The 18,604-nt window shown below is 65.1% G+C and carries 16 protein-coding genes and 1 pseudogene; 4 read left to right on the top strand and 13 right to left on the bottom strand.

What is annotated here, in order from left to right; all coding sequences use genetic code 11:
* Positions 1-228, bottom strand: a pseudogene (locus V8U06_RS21600) (amidase); the annotation flags it as partial.
* 143 nt (positions 229-371) lie between these two features.
* On the opposite strand from V8U06_RS21600, the gene V8U06_RS21605 reads away from it, so the two are divergent.
* Complete coding sequence (locus tag V8U06_RS21605) at positions 372-1,217, top strand: helix-turn-helix transcriptional regulator (RefSeq protein ID WP_427142456.1); 846 nt, start codon at positions 372-374, stop codon at positions 1,215-1,217.
* 64 nt (positions 1,218-1,281) lie between these two features.
* Here the strand turns inward: V8U06_RS21605 and V8U06_RS21610 are convergent, their stop codons facing one another.
* The 7 genes from V8U06_RS21610 to V8U06_RS21640 all read right to left on the bottom strand — a co-directional run bounded on the left by V8U06_RS21610 (position 1,282) and on the right by V8U06_RS21640 (position 8,754).
* Positions 1,282-2,946, bottom strand: coding sequence for an amidohydrolase (locus V8U06_RS21610; RefSeq protein WP_427142457.1), 1,665 nt, complete (start codon positions 2,944-2,946; stop codon positions 1,282-1,284).
* Positions 2,947-3,012: 66 nt separating this feature from the next.
* Positions 3,013-4,188 (bottom strand): substrate-binding protein, encoded by a 1,176-nt coding sequence (locus V8U06_RS21615; protein WP_427142458.1) that lies wholly within the window; start codon positions 4,186-4,188, stop codon positions 3,013-3,015.
* A 75-nt stretch (positions 4,189-4,263) separates the two neighbouring features.
* The gene (locus V8U06_RS21620; protein ID WP_427142459.1) at positions 4,264-4,965 is read right to left on the bottom strand and encodes an ABC transporter ATP-binding protein; all 702 of its coding nucleotides are present in this window, start codon (positions 4,963-4,965) and stop codon (positions 4,264-4,266) included.
* A gap of 1 nt (position 4,966) precedes the next feature.
* Positions 4,967-5,668 (bottom strand): ATP-binding cassette domain-containing protein, encoded by a 702-nt coding sequence (locus V8U06_RS21625; protein WP_427142460.1) that lies wholly within the window; start codon positions 5,666-5,668, stop codon positions 4,967-4,969.
* Positions 5,665-6,627 carry a branched-chain amino acid ABC transporter permease gene (locus V8U06_RS21630; RefSeq protein ID WP_427142461.1) on the bottom strand — a complete coding sequence of 321 codons (963 nt, stop codon included), beginning with the start codon at positions 6,625-6,627 and terminating at the stop codon, positions 5,665-5,667. The genes V8U06_RS21625 and V8U06_RS21630 overlap by 4 nt, the downstream gene beginning before the upstream one ends.
* Positions 6,624-7,487, bottom strand: a complete 864-nt coding sequence (locus V8U06_RS21635) for a branched-chain amino acid ABC transporter permease (protein WP_427142462.1) — start codon at positions 7,485-7,487, stop codon at positions 6,624-6,626. The genes V8U06_RS21630 and V8U06_RS21635 overlap by 4 nt, the downstream gene beginning before the upstream one ends.
* A gap of 316 nt (positions 7,488-7,803) precedes the next feature.
* Positions 7,804-8,754: a LysR family transcriptional regulator gene (locus V8U06_RS21640; RefSeq protein WP_427142463.1), complete on the bottom strand. Its 951-nt coding sequence runs from the start codon at positions 8,752-8,754 to the stop codon at positions 7,804-7,806.
* A 163-nt stretch (positions 8,755-8,917) separates the two neighbouring features.
* Here V8U06_RS21640 and V8U06_RS21645 point away from each other — a divergent pair, with 163 nt between their 5' ends.
* The gene (locus V8U06_RS21645; RefSeq protein ID WP_427142464.1) at positions 8,918-10,237 is read left to right on the top strand and encodes an MFS transporter; all 1,320 of its coding nucleotides are present in this window, start codon (positions 8,918-8,920) and stop codon (positions 10,235-10,237) included.
* A gap of 79 nt (positions 10,238-10,316) precedes the next feature.
* Here V8U06_RS21645 and V8U06_RS21650 read toward each other — a convergent pair whose 3' ends face one another.
* From V8U06_RS21650 to V8U06_RS21665, 4 genes are all read right to left on the bottom strand, one after another.
* Positions 10,317-11,300 carry an ABC transporter permease gene (locus V8U06_RS21650; RefSeq protein WP_427142465.1) on the bottom strand — a complete coding sequence of 328 codons (984 nt, stop codon included), beginning with the start codon at positions 11,298-11,300 and terminating at the stop codon, positions 10,317-10,319.
* 11 nt (positions 11,301-11,311) lie between these two features.
* Positions 11,312-12,322 (bottom strand): ABC transporter permease, encoded by a 1,011-nt coding sequence (locus V8U06_RS21655; protein WP_427142466.1) that lies wholly within the window; start codon positions 12,320-12,322, stop codon positions 11,312-11,314.
* Positions 12,319-13,827, bottom strand: coding sequence for a sugar ABC transporter ATP-binding protein (locus V8U06_RS21660; protein WP_427142467.1), 1,509 nt, complete (start codon positions 13,825-13,827; stop codon positions 12,319-12,321). Before V8U06_RS21660 ends, V8U06_RS21655 begins: the two co-directional genes overlap by 4 nt.
* Positions 13,828-13,943: 116 nt before the next feature.
* Entirely contained in the window at positions 13,944-14,924 is a 981-nt protein-coding gene (locus V8U06_RS21665) for an ABC transporter substrate-binding protein (RefSeq protein ID WP_226922222.1), read from the bottom strand.
* A gap of 174 nt (positions 14,925-15,098) precedes the next feature.
* On the opposite strand from V8U06_RS21665, the gene V8U06_RS21670 reads away from it, so the two are divergent.
* Positions 15,099-16,172: a LacI family DNA-binding transcriptional regulator gene (locus tag V8U06_RS21670; RefSeq protein WP_226922221.1), complete on the top strand. Its 1,074-nt coding sequence runs from the start codon at positions 15,099-15,101 to the stop codon at positions 16,170-16,172.
* 2 nt (positions 16,173-16,174) lie between these two features.
* On the opposite strand, the gene V8U06_RS21675 is transcribed toward V8U06_RS21670, so the two are convergent.
* The gene (locus V8U06_RS21675) at positions 16,175-16,876 is read right to left on the bottom strand and encodes a GntR family transcriptional regulator (protein WP_427142468.1); all 702 of its coding nucleotides are present in this window, start codon (positions 16,874-16,876) and stop codon (positions 16,175-16,177) included.
* Between the two features lie 124 nt (positions 16,877-17,000).
* Between V8U06_RS21675 and V8U06_RS21680 the strand changes: the two genes are divergently transcribed.
* Positions 17,001-18,515 (top strand): aldehyde dehydrogenase family protein, encoded by a 1,515-nt coding sequence (locus V8U06_RS21680; RefSeq protein ID WP_427142469.1) that lies wholly within the window; start codon positions 17,001-17,003, stop codon positions 18,513-18,515.
* The last annotated feature ends 89 nt before the right edge of the window (positions 18,516-18,604 follow it).

An 18,604-nucleotide genomic window follows, 5' to 3' on the forward strand; every position in this document is an offset into this window, starting at 1 on the left:
GATGCCGTCGAGGGGGCCGAGGCATTCGCCGCGGGCGCGCCGGAGATCGGAAGCATGGGCTTCTGCGAACATGGCGGGGTTGAGGACGGGCACGGCGTTGAGGGCGATGCCGTGGCGGTCGTAGCGGGCGATGCGGGTCAGATACGCCGCAACAAGCCCGACGCTCGAAACCTCCCCAGCCTCAAGCGCACCACGCAATGCAGAGATCGTGCTGTCTACAACGGTCATTGAAAGCCTCCTGTCGGCCGGGCGCATTGCCGCCGGTTCGGTAAAAATTTGCCAGCGCTCCGGCCACGTTCTATAGTTCGAGGCAGATATCGCGCGCTCATTCGGCGCGGTGCCGGCAGTGCGTTCTGGGGAGATCCGCATCCATGGCCATGAGGGGGGAAACCCTGCCCGTTGCGGGGAAATACGATCTGGCGACACGCCTGATCGGCTGCGCGGGTCGTGCCAGTTTCGAGACGGAGCTGACGACGGCCCTGAAGCGGGAATTGCCCATCGACGCTGCCCTGCTGCTGATCTACCAGAAGGACCGCAGCCCCCGGCTGCTCTTCCATGACTGGACGACGAAGCGCGGCATACTCGGCCTGCAGAAATATCTCGGCGGCCCCTATCTGCGCGATCCCTTCTACGGGATCGCGGTCGAAGAGCCGGTGGACGGGCTCTATGCGCTGAGCGAAATCGCACCCTCGAATTTCACCCATACCCAATATTACCGGGAATATTATCGCGACGTCGGTTTCGGCGATGAGTTCAACTACCTTTTCAGGATGGACGAACACGTCACCTTCGCCATTTCGTTGAGCCGGCAGGCGGTCAACGGTCCCTTCGAGGCCGGGGATATCGGCGTCCTGCAGGACCTGGAACCATTGCTGCGTTCGGCGGTGGCGCGCCATTGGAGCGATCTCAACCCGGCAAGCGACACGCCCTCGGCAAATCCGCTCGGCCCGGCGCTTCAGCATGCGATGAGCCGGTTCGGCACCAGCGTGCTCACCGAGCGGGAATGCGAAATCGCCCGGCTGATCCTGCGCGGCTACTCGCTGAAGGGGGCCGCGGAGCAACTGTCGATCTCCGAGACGACGGTGAAGCTGCATCGCAGCAACCTCTACGCCAAGCTCGACATCACCTCGCAGACCGAACTCTTCTCGCTTTTCATCGCCTCCGTATCCGCGGCGCCCAATCTCTACGACGATCCGCTGGAGCACTACCTGAACTGAGTAAGGGCGCGCAAACGGCCCGTCCCGTCGGTTGCAGGCGATCCCGCGCGCCGTTCCTGCTGCTCTAGGCCTCATAGGTGACGCGACCGTCGCACAGCGTCAGGACGGGCGTGAGCGTGTTGATCCTGTCCACGCCCACGGCCTCGATATCGCCCGACAACACGACGATATCGGCCAGATAACCCGCGCGCAGAATGCCCTTGCGGTCTTCCATATATTCGAGCCAGGCGCTGGTGCGCGTATAGGCGGCGAGTGTCTCGGTAAGTGTCAGACGGTGATCGGGAACATCGGCCCGCCAGACCTTGCGGTTCATGGCGTCGTAGATGCAGCTGATCGGCGAGAGCGGCGAAACGGGCCAGTCCGTGCCGAAGACGATCTTCGCGCCGGTATCGACGAGCTTGCGCCAGGGGAAACAATATTGCCAGCGCGCCTCGCCGACGCAGGAGACATAGGGCTCCAGCGGCGTGCCCGCGCTGCCCGGCGGATGGGTCGGCTGCATGGAGGCGACGACGCCGAGCGTGCCGAAGCGTTCCGTGTCGTCGGGATGCACGATCTCGGCATGTTCGATCCGGTTGCGCCGGTCGCGCGGGCCGTTTGCGGCAATGACCGCTTCATAGCCGTTCAGCACCATGCGCACCGCGCCGTCGCCGATGGCGTGCACGGCGATCGACAGGCCGAGCTTGTCGGCGGCAATCGAGATCTCGTCGAAATGCGCCTGGGTGAAGAGGGGGGTACCCGTCCAGCCCGGACGGTTGGCATAATCCTCGATGAAGAGCGCCGTGCCGGACTGGGCGACGCCATCCATGAACATCTTGACGAAATCGCAGCGCAGCCGGTCTGAGGTGAAGCGGGCATGCCAGGCGGCGGCCTTGGTTTCGAGGTCGGCGAGCGGCATGAAGCTCTTCATGTGGAAGGGGATGCGCACGCGCACGGGAAGGCCGTCGGTCTTCTCGATCTCCTCCATCAGTTCGAGCTGGTAGAGATTGCCGTCCATGTTCTGGAGCGAGGTGATGCCGAGCGAGGCGCAATAGGCAAGGCCTCGCTTCAGCACGGCGATATCGGCGGCGCGATCCGCGTCCGTCACATGGTCGGGCTCGCCGCCGGTCTCGACGCCGAGACCCTCGCGCCCGCCCGTGTCGCCGAGCGCGAAGACCGGACCCATGGCGTTGATTTCGCGCAGTTCCCCATGGGCAAGGCCGTCCGCCGCCATGACCACCTCGTTGCCGACGCCGACATCGCGCCCCTCGAGCAGGCCGGCCATTTTCAGCGCCAGCGTATTGGCCCAGGCGGTGTGGTGATCCGGCGCCATCAGGACGACGGGCCGGTCGGCGATGATGGCGTCGAGGTCGTGCCGCGTGAGATTGTCCGTTTCGGAAATGATCGTGTATTCGGCGGACATGCCGACGATGAGCTTGCTGTCCGGATGCTCGGCGGCAAAGCGCTGCAGGGCGGCCTTGAGCTTGTCGAAGCCGCGCAGGCCGAAGAGCGAGAGCGTGTTGAGCCCGGCCGAGCCGCCGAAGATATGCATATGGCTTTCGTTGAAGCCGGGCAGGACCGTCGCGCCGCGGGCATCGACCTCACGCGTCTGCGGGCCGACAAGAGCCGCGATCTCGGCATCGCTGCCGACGGCCAGGATGCGGTTGCCGGCAATGGCGATGGCTTCCGCGCGGGGCTTTGCTTCGTCCATGGTGAGCACGCGGGCATTGCGGATGACGGTGGAGGCTTGCATGGCGGTTTTCTTCTCGGCTGGCAGGGAGGAATGCCTGCGGCGGCACGCCGCCGCAGGCTTCTGGAATCAGAGCGTGCAGTAGGGGGTGACGGGCGTGATCGCGCCGAAATCCTTCACCACCTCGAACTGACGGCCCTTGTCGTCCACCTTGGCGAAGAACGAGTGCAGGACGCAGTGGTTGTTGCTCTTGTCGATGCGCACGAGCCCTTGCGGCGCCTCGAATTCCACGGTCGGCAGGGCTTCCAGCACCTTGGCGTCCTCGACGGAGCCAGCCTTGGCGGCCGCGGCTGCGTAGAGATAGAGGCTGTTGTAGCCGGACTCGCCGATGGTGTTGACCATCTTCTCGGCGCCGTAGAGGGCGCGGTAACTCTCGATGAAACGCTTGTTCTGCGGCGTGTCGACGGCCATGAAATAGGAGTGGGCGGCGTAGGTGCCTGCTGCAAGCTCCGGCGTTTCCTGGATCATCACGTCATCGGACGGGCCGACCATCGGCGGCTTGATGTCGAAGCTGCGATACTGCTTGAGCTGGGCGAGGCCGTCGTTGCCGACCACCATGCTCCAGACGAAGTCGGGGTTCACGTCCTTGATCTTCTGGAAGGCGGGGCCGAAGTCCTGCGTGCCGAAGGGATAGAAATCGGCGCCGACCAGCTTGCCGCCGGCCTTGTCGAGTGCGGCGGTGATCGCCTCGGTCATCTTGCGCGGCCAGGCGTAGTCGGATCCGAGGATATAGACGCTCTTGCCGATGTTCTCGACGATCCACGGCACGACGGGATCGACTTCCTGCGGCGGAATGGCGCCCATGGCGACGAAGTAGGGATCGCACTCGCCGCCTTCGAACTGGGTGGGGTAGAAGAACAGCTTCTTGGCGCGTTTGGTGACGGAGAGCGTGGCGCTGCGCTCGACGGAGATGATGTTGCCCATGATCACGTCGACTTCGTCCTGGCCGATCAGCTTGCGCGCCTTGTCGATCGAGCCCTTGGTGCTGGTCTGATTGTCCTCGACGATGAGTTCGATCTTGCGCCCGCCGATGCCGTCCTTGGCATTCAGCTCATCGGCGGCCATCTTGTAGCAGTTGAGCAGCGTTTCGCCGAGGATGGCCTGAAGGCCGGTGATCGGGATCGACAGGCCGACCTTGACCGTGTCGGCGGCACGCAGGATGCCCGGTGCGCCAAGTCCGGTGGCGGCGAAGGCAGCGGCGGCGCCGCCCTTCAACATGGTTCGGCGGGTGATGGAATAGGTCATGGTCATTCCCCTTCTTGGTCGATGGTCGTTACAAGGCGAGTTGCGGGCGAGTTGCTTGGCGAGTTGCAAGGCGAGTTACAGGGCGAGCAGGTTCTTCAGCAGGTTTTCGTCTGACAGCGCGGATGTCGGAACGGCGTGAACGATCCGCCCCTTGTCCATGAACAGGCAGCGCGTGGCGGCATGCGCCACGAGATCGAGGTTCTGTTCGACCAGCAGCACGGCGATGCCGTATTGCTGCGCGAGCTTGGGAATGAGCGCGCCGATTTCGTGCACGATGTTGGGCTGGATGCCCTCCGAGGGTTCGTCGAGGAGCAGTACCTTCGGCGCGCCGCAGAGCGCGCGGGCGATGGCGAGCTGCTGCTGCTGGCCGCCGGAGAAATTGCCGGCGGTCTCGCCGCGCCGGTCGCGCAGCACGGGGAAGAAGGAAAAGACCTCGTCGAGCACGGTCTTGCGCGCCCGGCTGCCTGCCGCGCGGGTGCCGACGGTCAGGTTTTCCTCCACCGTCAGCCGGCCGAAGATACCGCGGCCCTGCGGCACATGGGCGATGCCGGCGCGCGCCCGGCGATGGGCGACGAGGCGGCTCACATCCTCGCCGTCGAGGTCCAGCCTGCCGGATCGCAAGGCAAGCGCGCCGGCGAGAGTCTTCAGGAGCGTCGTCTTGCCGACGCCGTTGCGGCCGAGCACGGCCACGACCTCGCCGGCCGAAACCTCAAGATCGACCCCGTGCAGCACCGGCAGGTGGCCGTAGCCGGAGCGGATATCCTTGCACTGCAGCATGTCAGCGCCTCCCCAGATAGACGTCGCGCACGGCATCGTCGGCTTCGATCTCGGCGAAAGGCGCCCGGCGGAAGAACCGGCCCTGGTGCAGCACCAGCGTATCGGCGTCGAGCGCGCGCACGAAGTTGATGTCGTGCTCCACGGCGACGATGGCGCAGCGGCTGCTCAAGCGGTGCACGAGATCGGCGGTGGCGCGGGTTTCTTCCGGCGTCATGCCGGCGGTAGGCTCGTCGAGCAGTAGCAGCTTCGGGCCGGTCGCGATTGCCATGCCGATTTCCAGCCATTGCTTCTCGCCATGGGCAAGGTCTCCGGCGAGCGTCTGCCGCCGGGTGGAAAGGCCGATCATCTCGAGCATCTCGGCCGCGCTCTCCGTTGCCCGGCCGCCCCACAGCGCCACGTCGATGTTCTCCTCCACCGTCATGGTCGGGAAGACGGAGGGGATCTGGAACTTCCGGGCGATGCCGAGCCGCGCGATGCGGTGTGGCGGCAGGCCGGCAATGGCATGGCCGGCGAAGCGCACGCTGCCTGCTGTCGGCGCCAGGGTCCCGGTGATGATGTTGAGGAACGTGCTCTTGCCCGCCCCGTTCGGGCCGATGATGCAGGCGACCGAATTTTCCTTCACGTCGTAGTCGACCTCGGCAAGCGCCTGGAAACCGTCGAAGCGCATGCCGATGCCGTCCGCTTGCAACAGGATGGCGTTCATGGTGCGACCTCGCTCTTGCGGCTGGCGAGGCGCCTGGCGAAACGCTCGACCGCTTCCGATTGCAGGAAGGCGACGGCGACGAACATCAGGCCGATGATCATCGGCCAGACGACCGGGTTGAAGCTGCTGATCTCCTGCTGGGCGCGCTGCACCAGCACGGCGCCGATGACGGGGCCGATGAGCGTGCCGCGTCCGCCGATGACCACCCAGGCGACGGCTTCGGTGGAGAGCGCGAGGCCGATCATGTCGGGCGCGACGACGCCCGAGGCGGAGACGTAGAGGGCGCCGGCAAAGCCGGCGATGGCCGCAGACAGCACGAAGGCGACGGTCAGGCGCGCCGGAGCGTCGTGGCCGAGGGCGGCGGCGCGCACCTCATTGTCGCCGATGGCCTTCAGCACCTGACCCCAGCGGCCGCGCGTCAGGAGACGCAGGCCGGCGAGCAGCAGGGCGAGCAGCACGGCGACGAGCCCGTAGCTTGCAAGGTCGCCCGAAAGATCGAACGAACCGAAGGCGAGGGGTGGAATGCCGAGCAGTCCGGTATCGCCGCCGGTCACCGAACTCCAGGCGATCACCACCTGCTGGGCGATGACCGAGAGCGCCAGTGTGACGATGGTGAAATAGCTGCCGCGCACGCCGCCATAGAACAGGAAGTAGCCGACGATGGCGGCCAGCAGCGCCGGCAGGGCAACGGCGGCCAGCAGGCCGAGCACGGCGGGAGCCGGCATGTCCGGCGAAAGTGTGACGAGCGCCATGGCATAGCCGCCGACGCCGAAGAAGGCGGCGTGACCGAAGCAGAGAATGCCGGTGCGGCCCCAGAACAGATCCAGGCCGACCGCGAACATGGCGAAGATCAGCGCGTCGCGCATGACCGTCAGGTCATAGGAACCGGCGAAGGCAGGATAGAGGGCGAGGAAGGCAAGCCCGGCGGCGAAAACCGAAACCCAGCGATAGGCTCTCATGACTGGCGCCCCTTGATGGCGACGATGCCGTGCGGGCGCAGCCGCACCATGACGATGGCGGCGAGCAGCACCAGGGCCTGCGACAGCGACGGATCGAGCTGGTAGTTGAAGAAGGTGGTGAGCCCGCCGATGAAGGAGCTGCCGGCAACGACCCCGCCCACCGAGCCCGCGCCGCCGACGATGACGACGAAGAAGGCGTTGGCGAGATAGGAGACGCCCATCTGCGGCAGCACCGAGGCGAGCGGGGCGATCAGCGCGCCGGCAAGACCGGCGAGCGCCGCACCGAAGGCGAAGGCCACGGCGAAGGTGCGCCGCGTGTTGATGCCCACGGCTTCGGCCATGTCACGGTTCTGGATGACGGTGCGCATGTCGAGGCCGAAGCCGGTGCGGCGCATGATGAAATGCACACCGGCAAGCGCGGCGAAGGACACGAGGATGACGAGCACCCGGTGGGCCGGATAGGCGGTGAAGCCGAGGTCGACCGTGCCGGAAAAGGGCGCGGAAACCGGCTTTGCGCCGTGGCCGAACAGGAATTCCAGGCTCTGCTGGAGGACGAGGCTGGCGCCGAGCGTGGCGAGGATCACCGCCGCCGGCCGCTCGTAGAGATGGCGCAGCACCAGCCATTCCAGCAGCATGCCGGCAATGGCGGCCGAGAACGGCGCGATGACGAGGCCGAGCCAGAAGGAGCCGCCAAGGCTCTGCACGAAGTAGACGGTGAAGGCGCCGACCGTGACGAATTCGCCATGGGCGAGGTTGGTGACGTTCATCAGGCCGAAGCTGATGGTGAGGCCGAGGCCGATCAGGGCGAGAATGCCGATGACCGTCAGGGCGTTGAGGGCTGCTGTTGCAAAAATCTCCACTACGACAGGCCTCCGTTGCGCGCTGCGGCAAAGCCGGCGCGGAGAAGCGGAATCAACGTCCCCATTTCCCCTCCCTTCCATGATGCGTCTGGTTCCTCCCACCGCCGGTACGCAACGGCGGGGATATGCGTCAGGCTAGGAAGCAGGGGGGTGGGGAGTAAATACATCCTCCGTACAGGTATGACCCTCGGGGCAGGGGACCGGCACCGCTCCGCACCGGCCCTTTCTGCTAGGGTGCGACAGGCCGCGCCGCGCGCCGGGCCGCGGAGGATTCAGCCAGCGTCGGGACTTGAAATAGCGGAGGTGCAGCCGGGACTTAACCCGTACCCCCGGGGCTGATGTTCAGCTTCTGGGAGGCGCGGGTGAGAACGCTTCGCAGCCACTTGTGCGCATCGTCCCGCTGGCTGCGGGCGTGCCACAGCAGGTAGAATTCCATCTTGGGATAATCGATGGGGCAGGGGCAGATGGAAAGCGGGAGAAGGTCGGAATAGTATTTGGCGAAGTGCCGGCTGATCGTGAAGATGAGATCCGTATTGGCCAGGATATGCGGCGCCATGCTGAAGAACGGCACGGTGATCATCGCATTGCGCGTCGCCTTCATCCGGCTGAGATGCTGGTCGATCACGCCGCGATGGGCTGTTGCGAAGGGCGAGGGGACGATGTGCCCGGCCTCGAAATATTGTTCGGCGGTCATGCCGCCGGCGAGCGGATGATCCTTAGCCAGGAGGCAGACGAGATCGTCCGCCAGGAGCGGCGCCGTGTGGAGGTTCTCCGGCGGCTCCGGCCAGTTGCCGATCACGAGGTCGAGCGTGCCGTCCGAGAGTGCGTCCGCGACGCGCAAATCTTTCCCCAGCGGAAAAACTGTTATGCGGGTGTTGGGCGCCTCCTTGCGCAGGATGCCGACGACTTCCGCCAGATAGACCGTCGCAAGGTAGTCGGGGCAGCCGATATGCCAGGAGGCACGGGACGTCGCCGGATCGAACGCTTCCTTCGTCGCGAAGATCCTGGAGAGGCTGTCGAGCGCGTCCCGCAGGATCGGCTGCAACGCCTCGCCGCGCGCCGTCGGCACCATCCGGTTGCCGGTGCGCACCAGCAATTCGTCGCCGAACAACGTGCGCAGGCGTTTCAGGACGATGCTGATCGCCGGTTGCGACTGGTCCAGCCGCACGGCCGTTTTCGTGACGCTGCGCTCGACCAGCAGCGTGTGGAGCACCTGCAAGGTCTGCGTGTCGAGAAGGGGTAGCTTATGATCCATCTGGTTGGTCATAATGATCTGTTATATCTACTATTGCTACCCATAACTTGCAATGTCGCATCAAAGAGTGGACCTTTCAGCAAGGTCCGAAATCTCCCCTTCGGCCGTCCCTGCCGCCAGGCAGCATAATAACGACCTCGATGAAACACGGCCTACTTATGGGGGGCTTCCGCCTATGGACAACCTTGATACGAGCATTTCGCGCGCCAATGCCGGCGAGCGCGACGCCACCTTTCGCAAGATAATCTGGCGTCTCATCCCGTTCCTCACCCTCGTGTGGTTCCTTGCATGGATCGACCGCGTCAATGTCGGCTTCGCCAAGCTGACGATGATGGACGAACTGCAATGGTCCGACGCGGTCTATGGCGCGGGCGCCGGTATCTTCTTCCTTGGCTATTTCCTGTTCGAGCTGCCGAGCAATCTCGTGCTCCAGCGCATCGGCGCGCCGAAGACCATCATGCGCATCGCCCTCGGCTGGGGTGTGACCTGTGTCCTGATGGCGTTCGTCGTCAGCCCGTGGCAGTTCTATCTCCTGCGTTTCCTTATGGGCGCGTTTGAAGCCGGTCTTCAGCCGGGCGTCATTCTCTACCTCACCTACTGGCTTCCCTCGCACCGCCGGGGCAAGGCGCTCGCCTTCTTCATCTCCGCTTCGGCCCTTTCGCTGATGCTCGGCAGCCCGATCGCCGCCTTCATCATGTCGCACTTCAACGGCGCGGCGGGTCACAGCGGCTGGCAGTGGCTGTTCATCATCGAGGGCATTCCGTCGATCATCGCCGGCATCGCGGCCTACTTCATCCTCAGCGACAAGCCGGAAAATGCGCGCTGGCTGACGGCAACCCAGAAGCAGCATGTCCACGAGGAGATGTCGGCGGAAGACAAGACCCTGTCTCACCGCGAGCACAATGTGTGGAAGTCGCTGAGCAGCCCGGCCATGTGGGCGCTCATCGGGATCTTCTTCTGCATCGTGGCGGGCAACGCGACCCTCGTCTTCTATGGCCCGAGCCTCGTCAAGGAAGCCGGTATTACCGATATCTCGACGCTCGGCTGGATCATGTCCGGGATCTATCTCTGCGGCTGGCTCGGCATGGTGGGCAATGGCTGGTTGTCGGACAAGACTCAGGAAGTGCGTTGGCACACCGCCGTCGCGGCTCTCCTCGGCGCGGCCGGCCTGTTGATCTGCGCCTTCGCCATCGGCCACGGCAGCCTTGCCGGCGTCATCTTCGGTCTTGCCGTCTCCGCCGCCGGAACGATGGGTGCCATCCCGGTCTTCTGGAAGCTGCCGTCCTACTACATGTCTGGAACGGCCATCGTCGCCGGCCTTGCCATCATCAACTCGGTCGCGAACCTGGCGGGTTATTTCTCTCCGCAGCTCCTCGGCTACTTCAAGCAGAGCACCGGACAGTTCACCACCGGCCTCACGACCATCGCCGCCGTGGAATTCTGCGCGGTTGTCCTCACGATCCTGTGCATCCGGAAGCACGATCTTGCAAAGTAAGCCTTGAAAGCACGGCTTGAACCGAAGAACGCCCGCGTTTCCTTGAAACGCGGGCGTTCTTGTTTTTGCGCCGGTCAGATCAGGTGCTGCGGTGCCGTGCCATCAATTTGGCCTGCAGCACGACGACGACGAGCAGGAAGGCGCCGCGGATGACGGACTGCCAGTAGGCGGAGAGGGAAATCCAGCCGAGACCGTTTTCAAAGTTCAGGATGTTGAACACCATGGCGAGCAGGAGCGCGCCGGCGAGCGTCGCCCCGACGGAGCCCGAGCCGCCCGTCAGCAAGGTTCCGCCGACGACGACGGAGGCGATGGCGAAAAGCTCCCAACCCACGCCCTCCGTCGGCTGGCCCGCACCGAATTGCGAGGCGAGAATGACGCCGGCAAGGCCGGCGAGCGTGCCGGACGCGAGATAGACGGCGGCGAGCGTGCGCTCGACCTTGAGGCCCATCAGTCCGGCCGTCGCCTCGCCGTCGCCGATCGCCAGGATATGGCGGCCGACCGGCAGCTTTTCGAGCACCAGCCAGCCGAGGACATAGACCGCAAGTCCGATCCAGGCGGGAATGGGGAAGCCGAGGAAATCGTCCTGGCCGATGACGGTGAAGCCGGTGTCGTAGGAAACGGAAACCGACTGGTTGTCCGCGAGCAGCAGTCCCGTGCCATAGGCCGCCAGCATGGTCGCGAGTGTCGCGATGAAGGGCTGGATGCGCATCTTCGTGATGATGAAGCCGTTGAGCGCCCCGACCGCAAGGCCCGCCGCCATGCCGCCGAAGAGACCGGCCGCCCAGTGGTAGGGCGAGAGCAGTGCCGCTACCACGCTTGCCATGGCCGCCGTGCCGCCGACCGAAAGGTCGATGCCACCGGTGATGATGACGAAGGCCATGCCCAGCGCGATCAGCGCGAACATGGAATTGTAGCGCAGGAAGCTCAGGATGTTGAACGGGGAGAGGAAGTTGTCGTAGCGCAGTGCGCCGAACAGGATGAGGCCGGCGAGCGCCAGGATGACGCCGATGCGGGCGAGATCGCCTGACGACTTGATGGCGAAGGGGCGGAGGAGGGCATGCATGAAGGGGCTCCTCAGTGCTTGTCGGCGCGCTGCTGGATGAAGACGGCGAGCACGATCAGCCCGGCCTTGACGATGAGGGCGGCGGCATCCGGTACGCCATTGGCCAGCAGCGTGTAGCGCACGAGCTGGATGACGAAGGCGCCGAGCACGGTGCCGACGATGTTCGCCCGACCGCCCGTCAGCAGCGTGCCGCCGACGGCGACGGCGGCAATGGCGTCGAGCTCCATGCCGAGGCCGACGAGATTGGCATCGCTCGCCGAATTGCGCGCCACCACGACGAGGCCGGCAAGGCCGGCAAGCGCCCCGCTGATCATGTAGACGAGCAGCTTGACGCGCCTGACCGGAATGCCCGTCAGTCGTGCCGCCTTCTCGTTACCCCCGACCGCGATGATCTGGCGGCCGATGACGGTGTAACGGATCATGGCCGAGGCGATGACGGCGATGACGACCATCAGCACGACCTGCGCGGGAATGCCGACGATGCGGCCCAGGGCGATGAACTGGAAGCCTTCGTTCTTGAAGACCTGCAGGTTGCCGTTGGTCATGACCTGCGCGATGCCACGGCCGGCGATGAAGAGCACGAGCGTCGCGATGATTGGCTGGATGGCGAAGCGTGTGACGAGCAGGCCGTTGAAGAGGCCGAACAGGCTGGCGACCACGACGGGCAGTAGCAGTGCGAGCGCCACGGCAAAGGCCATGTTCCCGACCGGGAAGAACTGGCCCATGAAGATCATCGGCGCGAGAGCCCCCGATATCGCCATCAGCGAGCCGACGGACAGGTCGATGCCGCCGGTGGCGATGACAAGCGTCATGCCCGTCGCGACGATGACGATGGTGGCGACCTGCGTCAGGTTCACGTTGAGCGTCTGCCAGGACAGGAAGTTCGGCGTCACCGCGATGTTGAAGAAGATAAGCGCCAGGAAGGCGACGAAGGTGCCGTAGCGGCCGGCCAGCATGAACAGCCGGCTGCCGGAGGAAAGGGTGCCCGACGGCTGCGGGGCGGGGGTCTCGATCGTCGTCATGCCGTTTCACCTGATGGGCCCAGCTGATGGGCCATGGCGGAAAGCAGCGCCGCCTCGCTCAAGTCCTTGCGTGGGAGGGTTGCGACCGACGTGCCGTCGCTGAGTACGGTGACGCGGTCGGCGGCCGCCAGAAGTTCCTCCAGCTCGGAGGAGATCATCAACACGCTGAGGCCTTCATCGGCGAGGCTGCGCAGGAGCTTGAGGATTTCCGACTTCGCGCCGATATCGATGCCACGGGTCGGCTCGTCGATGATGAGCACGCGCGGATCGGTGGCGAGCCAGCGGGCGAGAAGCACCTTCTGCTGGTTGCCGCCGGACAGCTCCTTGATCGGCTGGTCGGGCGAGGCGCATTTGACGCCGAGCGCGCGGATATAGCGCGTGACGATCTCGTCCTGCCGCGCGCGGTCGACGATGCCGGCCTTCTTCAGCTTCGGCAGCAGCGCCAGGGTCATGTTTTCGCGGATGCTCATGTCGGGCACGATGCCGTCGATCTTGCGATCCTCGGAGACGAGGCCGATGCCGTCGGCAATCGCATCCGCCGGTTCGCGATAGGCGCGATCCCGGCCGTCCATGCGGATCGTGCCGCGTTGCATCCTGTCGGCGCCGAAGATCAGCCGGGCGGTCTCCGTGCGGCCGGAGCCGAGCAGGCCGGCGAGGCCCGAAATCTCGCCTTCGCGCACATCGAAGCTCACATCGCGCACGCGCACGCCTGCGCCCGCGTTCTCGACGGCAAGGCGGACGGGGTGGTCGGGCACCTCTTCGTCCGGCGCCATCGTCTGGAAGGCGGCGAGTTCCTTGCCGAGCATGTGGCGCACCAGCGCCATCTTGGGCATGTCTGCCATCGGGCTTTTCGCCACCGTCTGGCCGTCCCGCATGATCGTCACGCGGGCGCAGATCGCATAGAGTTCGTCGAGCCGGTGGCCGATGAAGATGACGGCGACGCCCGAGCGCTTCAGCGTGCGGATCGTCTCGAACAGCACCGCGACCTCCCGCTCGTCGAGCGAGGAGGTCGGCTCGTCCATGATGACGAGCCGGGCGTTCTGGGTGACGGCGCGGGCGATGGCCACCATCTGCCGGGTCGCGGCATCGAAATGCGCGACGGGACGGTCGACGTCGATGGAAAGATTGAAGGTCTTCAGCACGGCCTCGGCGCCGCGGCGCATGGCGGCGTGATCGATCAGACCGAAGCGTTTCGGTTCGCGGGAGAGGTAGATGTTTTCTGCCACCGAACGCTGCGGGGCAAGGTTGATCTCCTGGTAGATGGTCGCGATGCCGGCGCCTTGCGCCTCGGCAGGCATGGAAAAGTCGACCGGCCTGCCATCGAAGGCGATGCTGCCTTCGTCGCGGCGGTAGACGCCGGTCAGGATCTTGATCAGCGTCGACTTGCCGGCGCCATTCTGGCCGACAAGCGCCATGACTTCTCCTGGCTCGACTTCGAGCGAGGCGGATTTCAGCGCCGCGACGCCGGCGAACGCCTTGGAAATGCCCTGCATGGACAGAAGCATCGGTTCCTCCTCTATCCCAACCGCATGACGAGCCTACACCCGAACCGGATGAAGGTCGTTCAAAAACGGCCGAGACGGCGATGCCGCCCCGGCCGCACAAGGCTTGGGAGTTACGATCAGTAGGCGTTGGCGAGTTCGGCGGCCGCGTTGGAGGCGTCGTAGAACTTGTCTTCGTTGACGAGGATCGGATCGATGGCCTCGCCCTTGGCGTAGCGCTGCATCGTCTCGAAGGCCTTCGGCCCGAAGCGCGGGTTGCACTCGACGACCGCCGCGATCTTGCCGTCGACCACCGCCTGCACGGCTTCCTTGCCGCCGTCGATGGAGAGAACCAGCACATCCTTGCCGGGCACCTTGCCGGCCGCTTCCAGTGCCGCGATGGCGCCCATCGCCATCTCGTCATTGTGGGCGTAGATGATATCGGCATCGGGGTGGGCCTGAAGCAGCGCTTCGGCCACCTGGCGGCCCTTGTCACGGGCGAAGTCGCCGGTCTGCGAGGCGACGATCTCGAAGCCGCCGGCGGCCTGGATCGCCTCGTCGAAGCCCTTCTTGCGGTCATTGGCAGGCGAGGAGCCGGTCGTGCCTTCCAGCTCGATGATCTTCGATTTGCCGTTGGCGTTCTTGGCGAGCCATTCGGCGACGCGCTTGCCTTCCTCGACGAAGTTCGAGCCGATGAAGGTCAGGTAGTCCTCACCGGCCTTGGCGAGCGAGGGATCGACCGAGCGGTCGAGCAGGATGACCGGGATGCCGGCCTTCTTCGCGGCCATGACGGCAGGGATCAGCGGCTTTTCCTCGCGCGGCGCGAGGAAGATGACGTCGACGCCCTGCGCGATCATCGAGTTGACGTCGGCGACCTGCTTGGCGGCCGAGCCGGCGGCATCCGTATAGACGAGCTGGTAGCCGAGCTTCTCGGCCTCGGCCTTCATGCTGTTCGTCTGGGCGATGCGCCAGGGATTGTTGGATTCGGTCTGCGCGAAGCCGACCTTGTAGGTGTCCTTCTGCGCCAGCTTCGGCACTTCGGCAATCGCGACGCCTGCAACGGCGAGCGCGCCGACGGCCGTTGCCGCGAGCATGAAAGTGCGACGGGAAATCATGGTCATGAGCGGGTTCTCCTCCCAGGTTCTGGCCGGTGCTCCTCTACCGGACGTGAGCAAATTCCTGCTTCACATGTGCAAATCTTGCGCTAATAATATTAGCAGTCAAGGGCCAAAATTATGAGCACTTGCAAAAAATCCGCGTGCGGTGCAAAGCACGCCGAGGGCGAGGAACAGTGCATGGCCAGGGGAAACGGACGCAATTCGGACAGGCAGGGCAGTGGCCGCCCGACAATGACGGATATCGCCCGCATCGCCGGCGTCTCCCAATCCAGCGTCTCGCTCGTGCTCAACGAGATGTCCGGTTCGCGCATTTCCGCCGAGACGCAGCAGAAGGTGCGCGAGGCTGCTCATAAAATCGGTTATCAATTACCGGCGACCCGCAGTCCGGTGGCGACCGCCCCGCGGGTGGAAAAGGATACGATCGCCTTCATCGTCGACGAAATCTCCACCAGCCCGCATCCTGTCGTCAGCCTCGACGGCATCCGTGACTATGCCTTCGAGCAGGGGCTTCTGGTGTCGGCGCATGCCACACGCTCCAATCCCGACCTTGAAGAGGCGGTGCTGCGCTCCGTGCTGCGGGACCCGGCGATTGCCGGTGTCATCTACGCCACCATCTTCACGCGCAAGGTTTCGGTGCCGCCGGCGCTGAAATCCATCCCCACGGTGCTGCTCAACTGTTACTGCGAGCCGCGCCAGCATGTGGCGATCGTGCCGGGGGAAGTGGCGGGCGGCTTTACGGCAACGGCGCATCTGACGTCGCTCGGGCACAAGCGGATCGGCTTCATCAACGGCGAGCCCTGGATGGATGCGGCGATGGACCGTCTCAAGGGCTACAAGCAGGCGCTTGCCACCGCCGACATCGCCTTCGACGAGACGCTGGTGCGCGATGGTGACTGGTTGCCGCTGCGCGGCTACGAGGCGGGGCTCGAGCTTCTCTCGATGGACAATCCCCCGACGGCGATCTTCTGCGGCAACGACCTGATGGCCATCGGCGTCATGGAGGCAGTCCAGGAAAAGGGGCTGCGCGTGCCGCACGACATCTCCGTCATGGGTTACGACGACCAGGAACTCGCCCGCTATACCCATCCACCGCTTTCGACGCTGGTGCTGCCGAACTACGAGATGGGGCAGAGGGCGGCCGAGATCCTCATCGACATGGCGATCCACGACAAGCCGATGCGCCCCATGACCATCAAGGTCGACGGCCCCCTGGTGGTGCGCGAAACCACGGGTGCTACCCGGAAGGCCTAGCCCTATTCGAAGAGGTCGGGGTTGTCGGCCTCGATCTGCGGCAGGTCCGTAAGGATGCCGTTAAGGTGGCTGCGCATGGCGCCCTCCGCCGCATCGGCATTGCGCGTGTCGATGGCGTTGATGATCGCCTCGTGCTCGGCAATCAGCCGGATCATGGAATCGGGGTGGCGGAGCTGGAGATTGCAGACCCGGTCCATATGCGCCTTGATGTCCGATATGGCGCTCCAGGCAAGGCCGCAGCCGGCCCCCTCGGCAATTGCGATGTGGAACTGCTCGTCCTCGCGGCGGAAGGCATTATGGTCGTGCGCCTCCATCGCCGTCTTCTGGCGGGCGAGGATCGTGTCGATCTTGCGCCGCGTCCAGCTGTCGAAGGTCTCGCTGGCGCGGCGGGCGACGGCGGTCTCTATGGCCTCGCGCACGAAGCGCGCCTCCATCATCTGCCGCGCCGAAATGCGCACGACGACCGTGCCCCGGTTGGGGCGGATATCCACCAGCTTCGACTTGCCGAGCGCGATCAGCGCCTCGCGCACCGGCTGGCGCGAGACGCCCATGCGCGTGGCGATCTCCTGTTCGGAAAGCCGCATGCCGGGCGCGAGTTCGAGGCGGATGATCGATTCCCTGAGGTCTCGCTCGACCTGCGCCGCTGCGGTTTCGCCGGTATCGATCTTGAGGGATTCAAGGTTCATCTCTTTTGCCGCCGTCATGCGTTGACATCCATTTGAAGCCACCATACAGTACCATACAATTCATGCGCAACAGAAATCCGGTGGCCTGAAGACCGGATCAACAGGGAGGGGCTGGCGCCCATCGGCCGGCCTGAAGACGATATTGCTGTCCAATTTCATTGCACCCGATTCCCGTGACCCGCGGCTGAATATTAAATCCCGCTACCGGATGCTTGTCGATGGCAAGTCCGTCGATGCGGCCTCGGGCCGGACGATCGACCGGATCAGCCCCGGTCATGCCGGCGCCGTGGTCGGCACCTGGCCAGAGGCCTCGGTAGACGATGTGCGCCTGGCGATTGTCGCGGCCCGCCGCGCCTTCGATACCGGCCCCTGGCCGCGCATGTCGGGCGCCGAGCGCTCGCGTCTGATGTTCAAGGTGGCGGACCTCATCCTTGCCCATCAGGAAGAGCTGGCGCTGGCGGAAAGCCTGGAGGTCGGCAAGCCGATCGCCCAGGCGCGGGGCGAGATCGGCTTCTGCGCCGATCTCTGGTCCTATGCCGCCGGCCAGGCGCGGGCGCTCGAGGGGCAGAGCCACAACAATATCGGCGATGACCGCCTCGGCCTCGTGCTGCGCGAGCCGGTCGGCGTCGTCGGCATCATCACGCCCTGGAATTTCCCCTTCATCATCGCCTCGGAGCGTGTGCCGTGGGCCATCGGCGCCGGCTGTACGGTGGTGCTGAAGCCGTCGGAATTCACCTCGGGCACCTCCATCCGCATGGCCGAGCTGGCGCGCGAGGCCGGCATTCCCGACGGGGTGTTCAACGTCGTCACCGGTTATGGCGATCCGGCCGGCCAGGTCCTGGCGGAAGATCCCGGTATCGACATGGTGGCCTTCACCGGCTCGGTGCGCGTCGGCACGAAGCTCGGCGAGATCGCGGCGCGCAGCGTCAAGCGCGTCGGGCTGGAGCTTGGTGGCAAGGGGCCGCAGATCGTCTTTGCCGACGCCGATCTCGATGCGGCGGCCGACGGCATCGCCTACGGCGTCTATCACAATGCCGGACAGTGCTGCATTTCCGGCAGCCGGCTGCTGGTCGAGGACGGCATTCGCGATGCGCTGATGGAGCGCCTGCTCGACATCTCCCGCAAGGTCACCTTCGGCGACCCGCTGAACGAGCGCACCAAAATCGGCGCGATGATCTCGGAAGCCCATGCCGAGAAAGTGCATTCCTATGTGGAGGCGGGTGTCGCCGCCGGCGCCGAACTGCTGCTCGGCGGCGAGAGGATCGGCCGGGAGGCCGGCCTCTATTACGCGCCGACGGTGTTTGCCGGCGTGACGCCCGACATGGCGATCGCCCGGGAGGAGATTTTCGGGCCGGTGCTCTCGACGCTGACCTTCAAGACGGCTGATGAGGCGGTGGCGATGGCCAATGCCACGGAGTTCGGCCTGTCGGCATCCGTCTGGTCCACCAATCTGGAAAACGCATTGCAGAGCATCCGCCGCATCCGCGCCGGCCGCTGCTGGATCAATAGCGTCATCGACGGCACGCCGGAGCTGCCGATCGGCGGCTACAAGAAGAGCGGCCTTGGCCGTGAGCTCGGCCGCTACGGTTTCGACGAGTATTCCCAGTTCAAGGGCGTGCACGTCACGCTGGGCCGCCCGGCACGCTGGTTCGCATGATCGGCGGCAACGCCGGTCGGAGCCTGACGCTGCGCAGCGCATGGAGCTGCAGAACAACAAGGAGATAGGGCGTTCGCGTTTCGTGGAGA

Origin of the sequence: Shinella sp. G-2, from assembly GCF_050172695.1 — a bacterium.
In the GTDB taxonomy this organism is placed as follows: Bacteria; Pseudomonadota; Alphaproteobacteria; order Rhizobiales; family Rhizobiaceae; genus Shinella.

What these genes read in the sequence shown, in the direction of transcription:
- V8U06_RS21615 (WP_427142458.1), bottom strand. Translation starts at nt 4,188, where the DNA reads ATGACCTATTCCATCACCCGCCGAACCATGTTGAAGGGCGGCGCCGCC.
- V8U06_RS21660 (WP_427142467.1), bottom strand. Translation starts at nt 13,827, where the DNA reads ATGCTTCTGTCCATGCAGGGCATTTCCAAGGCGTTCGCCGGCGTCGCG.
- V8U06_RS21630 (WP_427142461.1), bottom strand. Translation starts at nt 6,627, where the DNA reads ATGAGAGCCTATCGCTGGGTTTCGGTTTTCGCCGCCGGGCTTGCCTTC.
- V8U06_RS21645 (WP_427142464.1), top strand. Translation starts at nt 8,918, where the DNA reads ATGGACAACCTTGATACGAGCATTTCGCGCGCCAATGCCGGCGAGCGC.
- V8U06_RS21605 (WP_427142456.1), top strand. Translation starts at nt 372, where the DNA reads ATGGCCATGAGGGGGGAAACCCTGCCCGTTGCGGGGAAATACGATCTG.
- V8U06_RS21675 (WP_427142468.1), bottom strand. Translation starts at nt 16,876, where the DNA reads ATGACGGCGGCAAAAGAGATGAACCTTGAATCCCTCAAGATCGATACC.
- V8U06_RS21625 (WP_427142460.1), bottom strand. Translation starts at nt 5,668, where the DNA reads ATGAACGCCATCCTGTTGCAAGCGGACGGCATCGGCATGCGCTTCGAC.
- V8U06_RS21655 (WP_427142466.1), bottom strand. Translation starts at nt 12,322, where the DNA reads ATGACGACGATCGAGACCCCCGCCCCGCAGCCGTCGGGCACCCTTTCC.
- V8U06_RS21620 (WP_427142459.1), bottom strand. Translation starts at nt 4,965, where the DNA reads ATGCTGCAGTGCAAGGATATCCGCTCCGGCTACGGCCACCTGCCGGTG.
- V8U06_RS21670 (WP_226922221.1), top strand. Translation starts at nt 15,099, where the DNA reads ATGGCCAGGGGAAACGGACGCAATTCGGACAGGCAGGGCAGTGGCCGC.
- V8U06_RS21610 (WP_427142457.1), bottom strand. Translation starts at nt 2,946, where the DNA reads ATGCAAGCCTCCACCGTCATCCGCAATGCCCGCGTGCTCACCATGGAC.
- V8U06_RS21650 (WP_427142465.1), bottom strand. Translation starts at nt 11,300, where the DNA reads ATGCATGCCCTCCTCCGCCCCTTCGCCATCAAGTCGTCAGGCGATCTC.
- V8U06_RS21665 (WP_226922222.1), bottom strand. Translation starts at nt 14,924, where the DNA reads ATGACCATGATTTCCCGTCGCACTTTCATGCTCGCGGCAACGGCCGTC.
- V8U06_RS21640 (WP_427142463.1), bottom strand. Translation starts at nt 8,754, where the DNA reads ATGACCAACCAGATGGATCATAAGCTACCCCTTCTCGACACGCAGACC.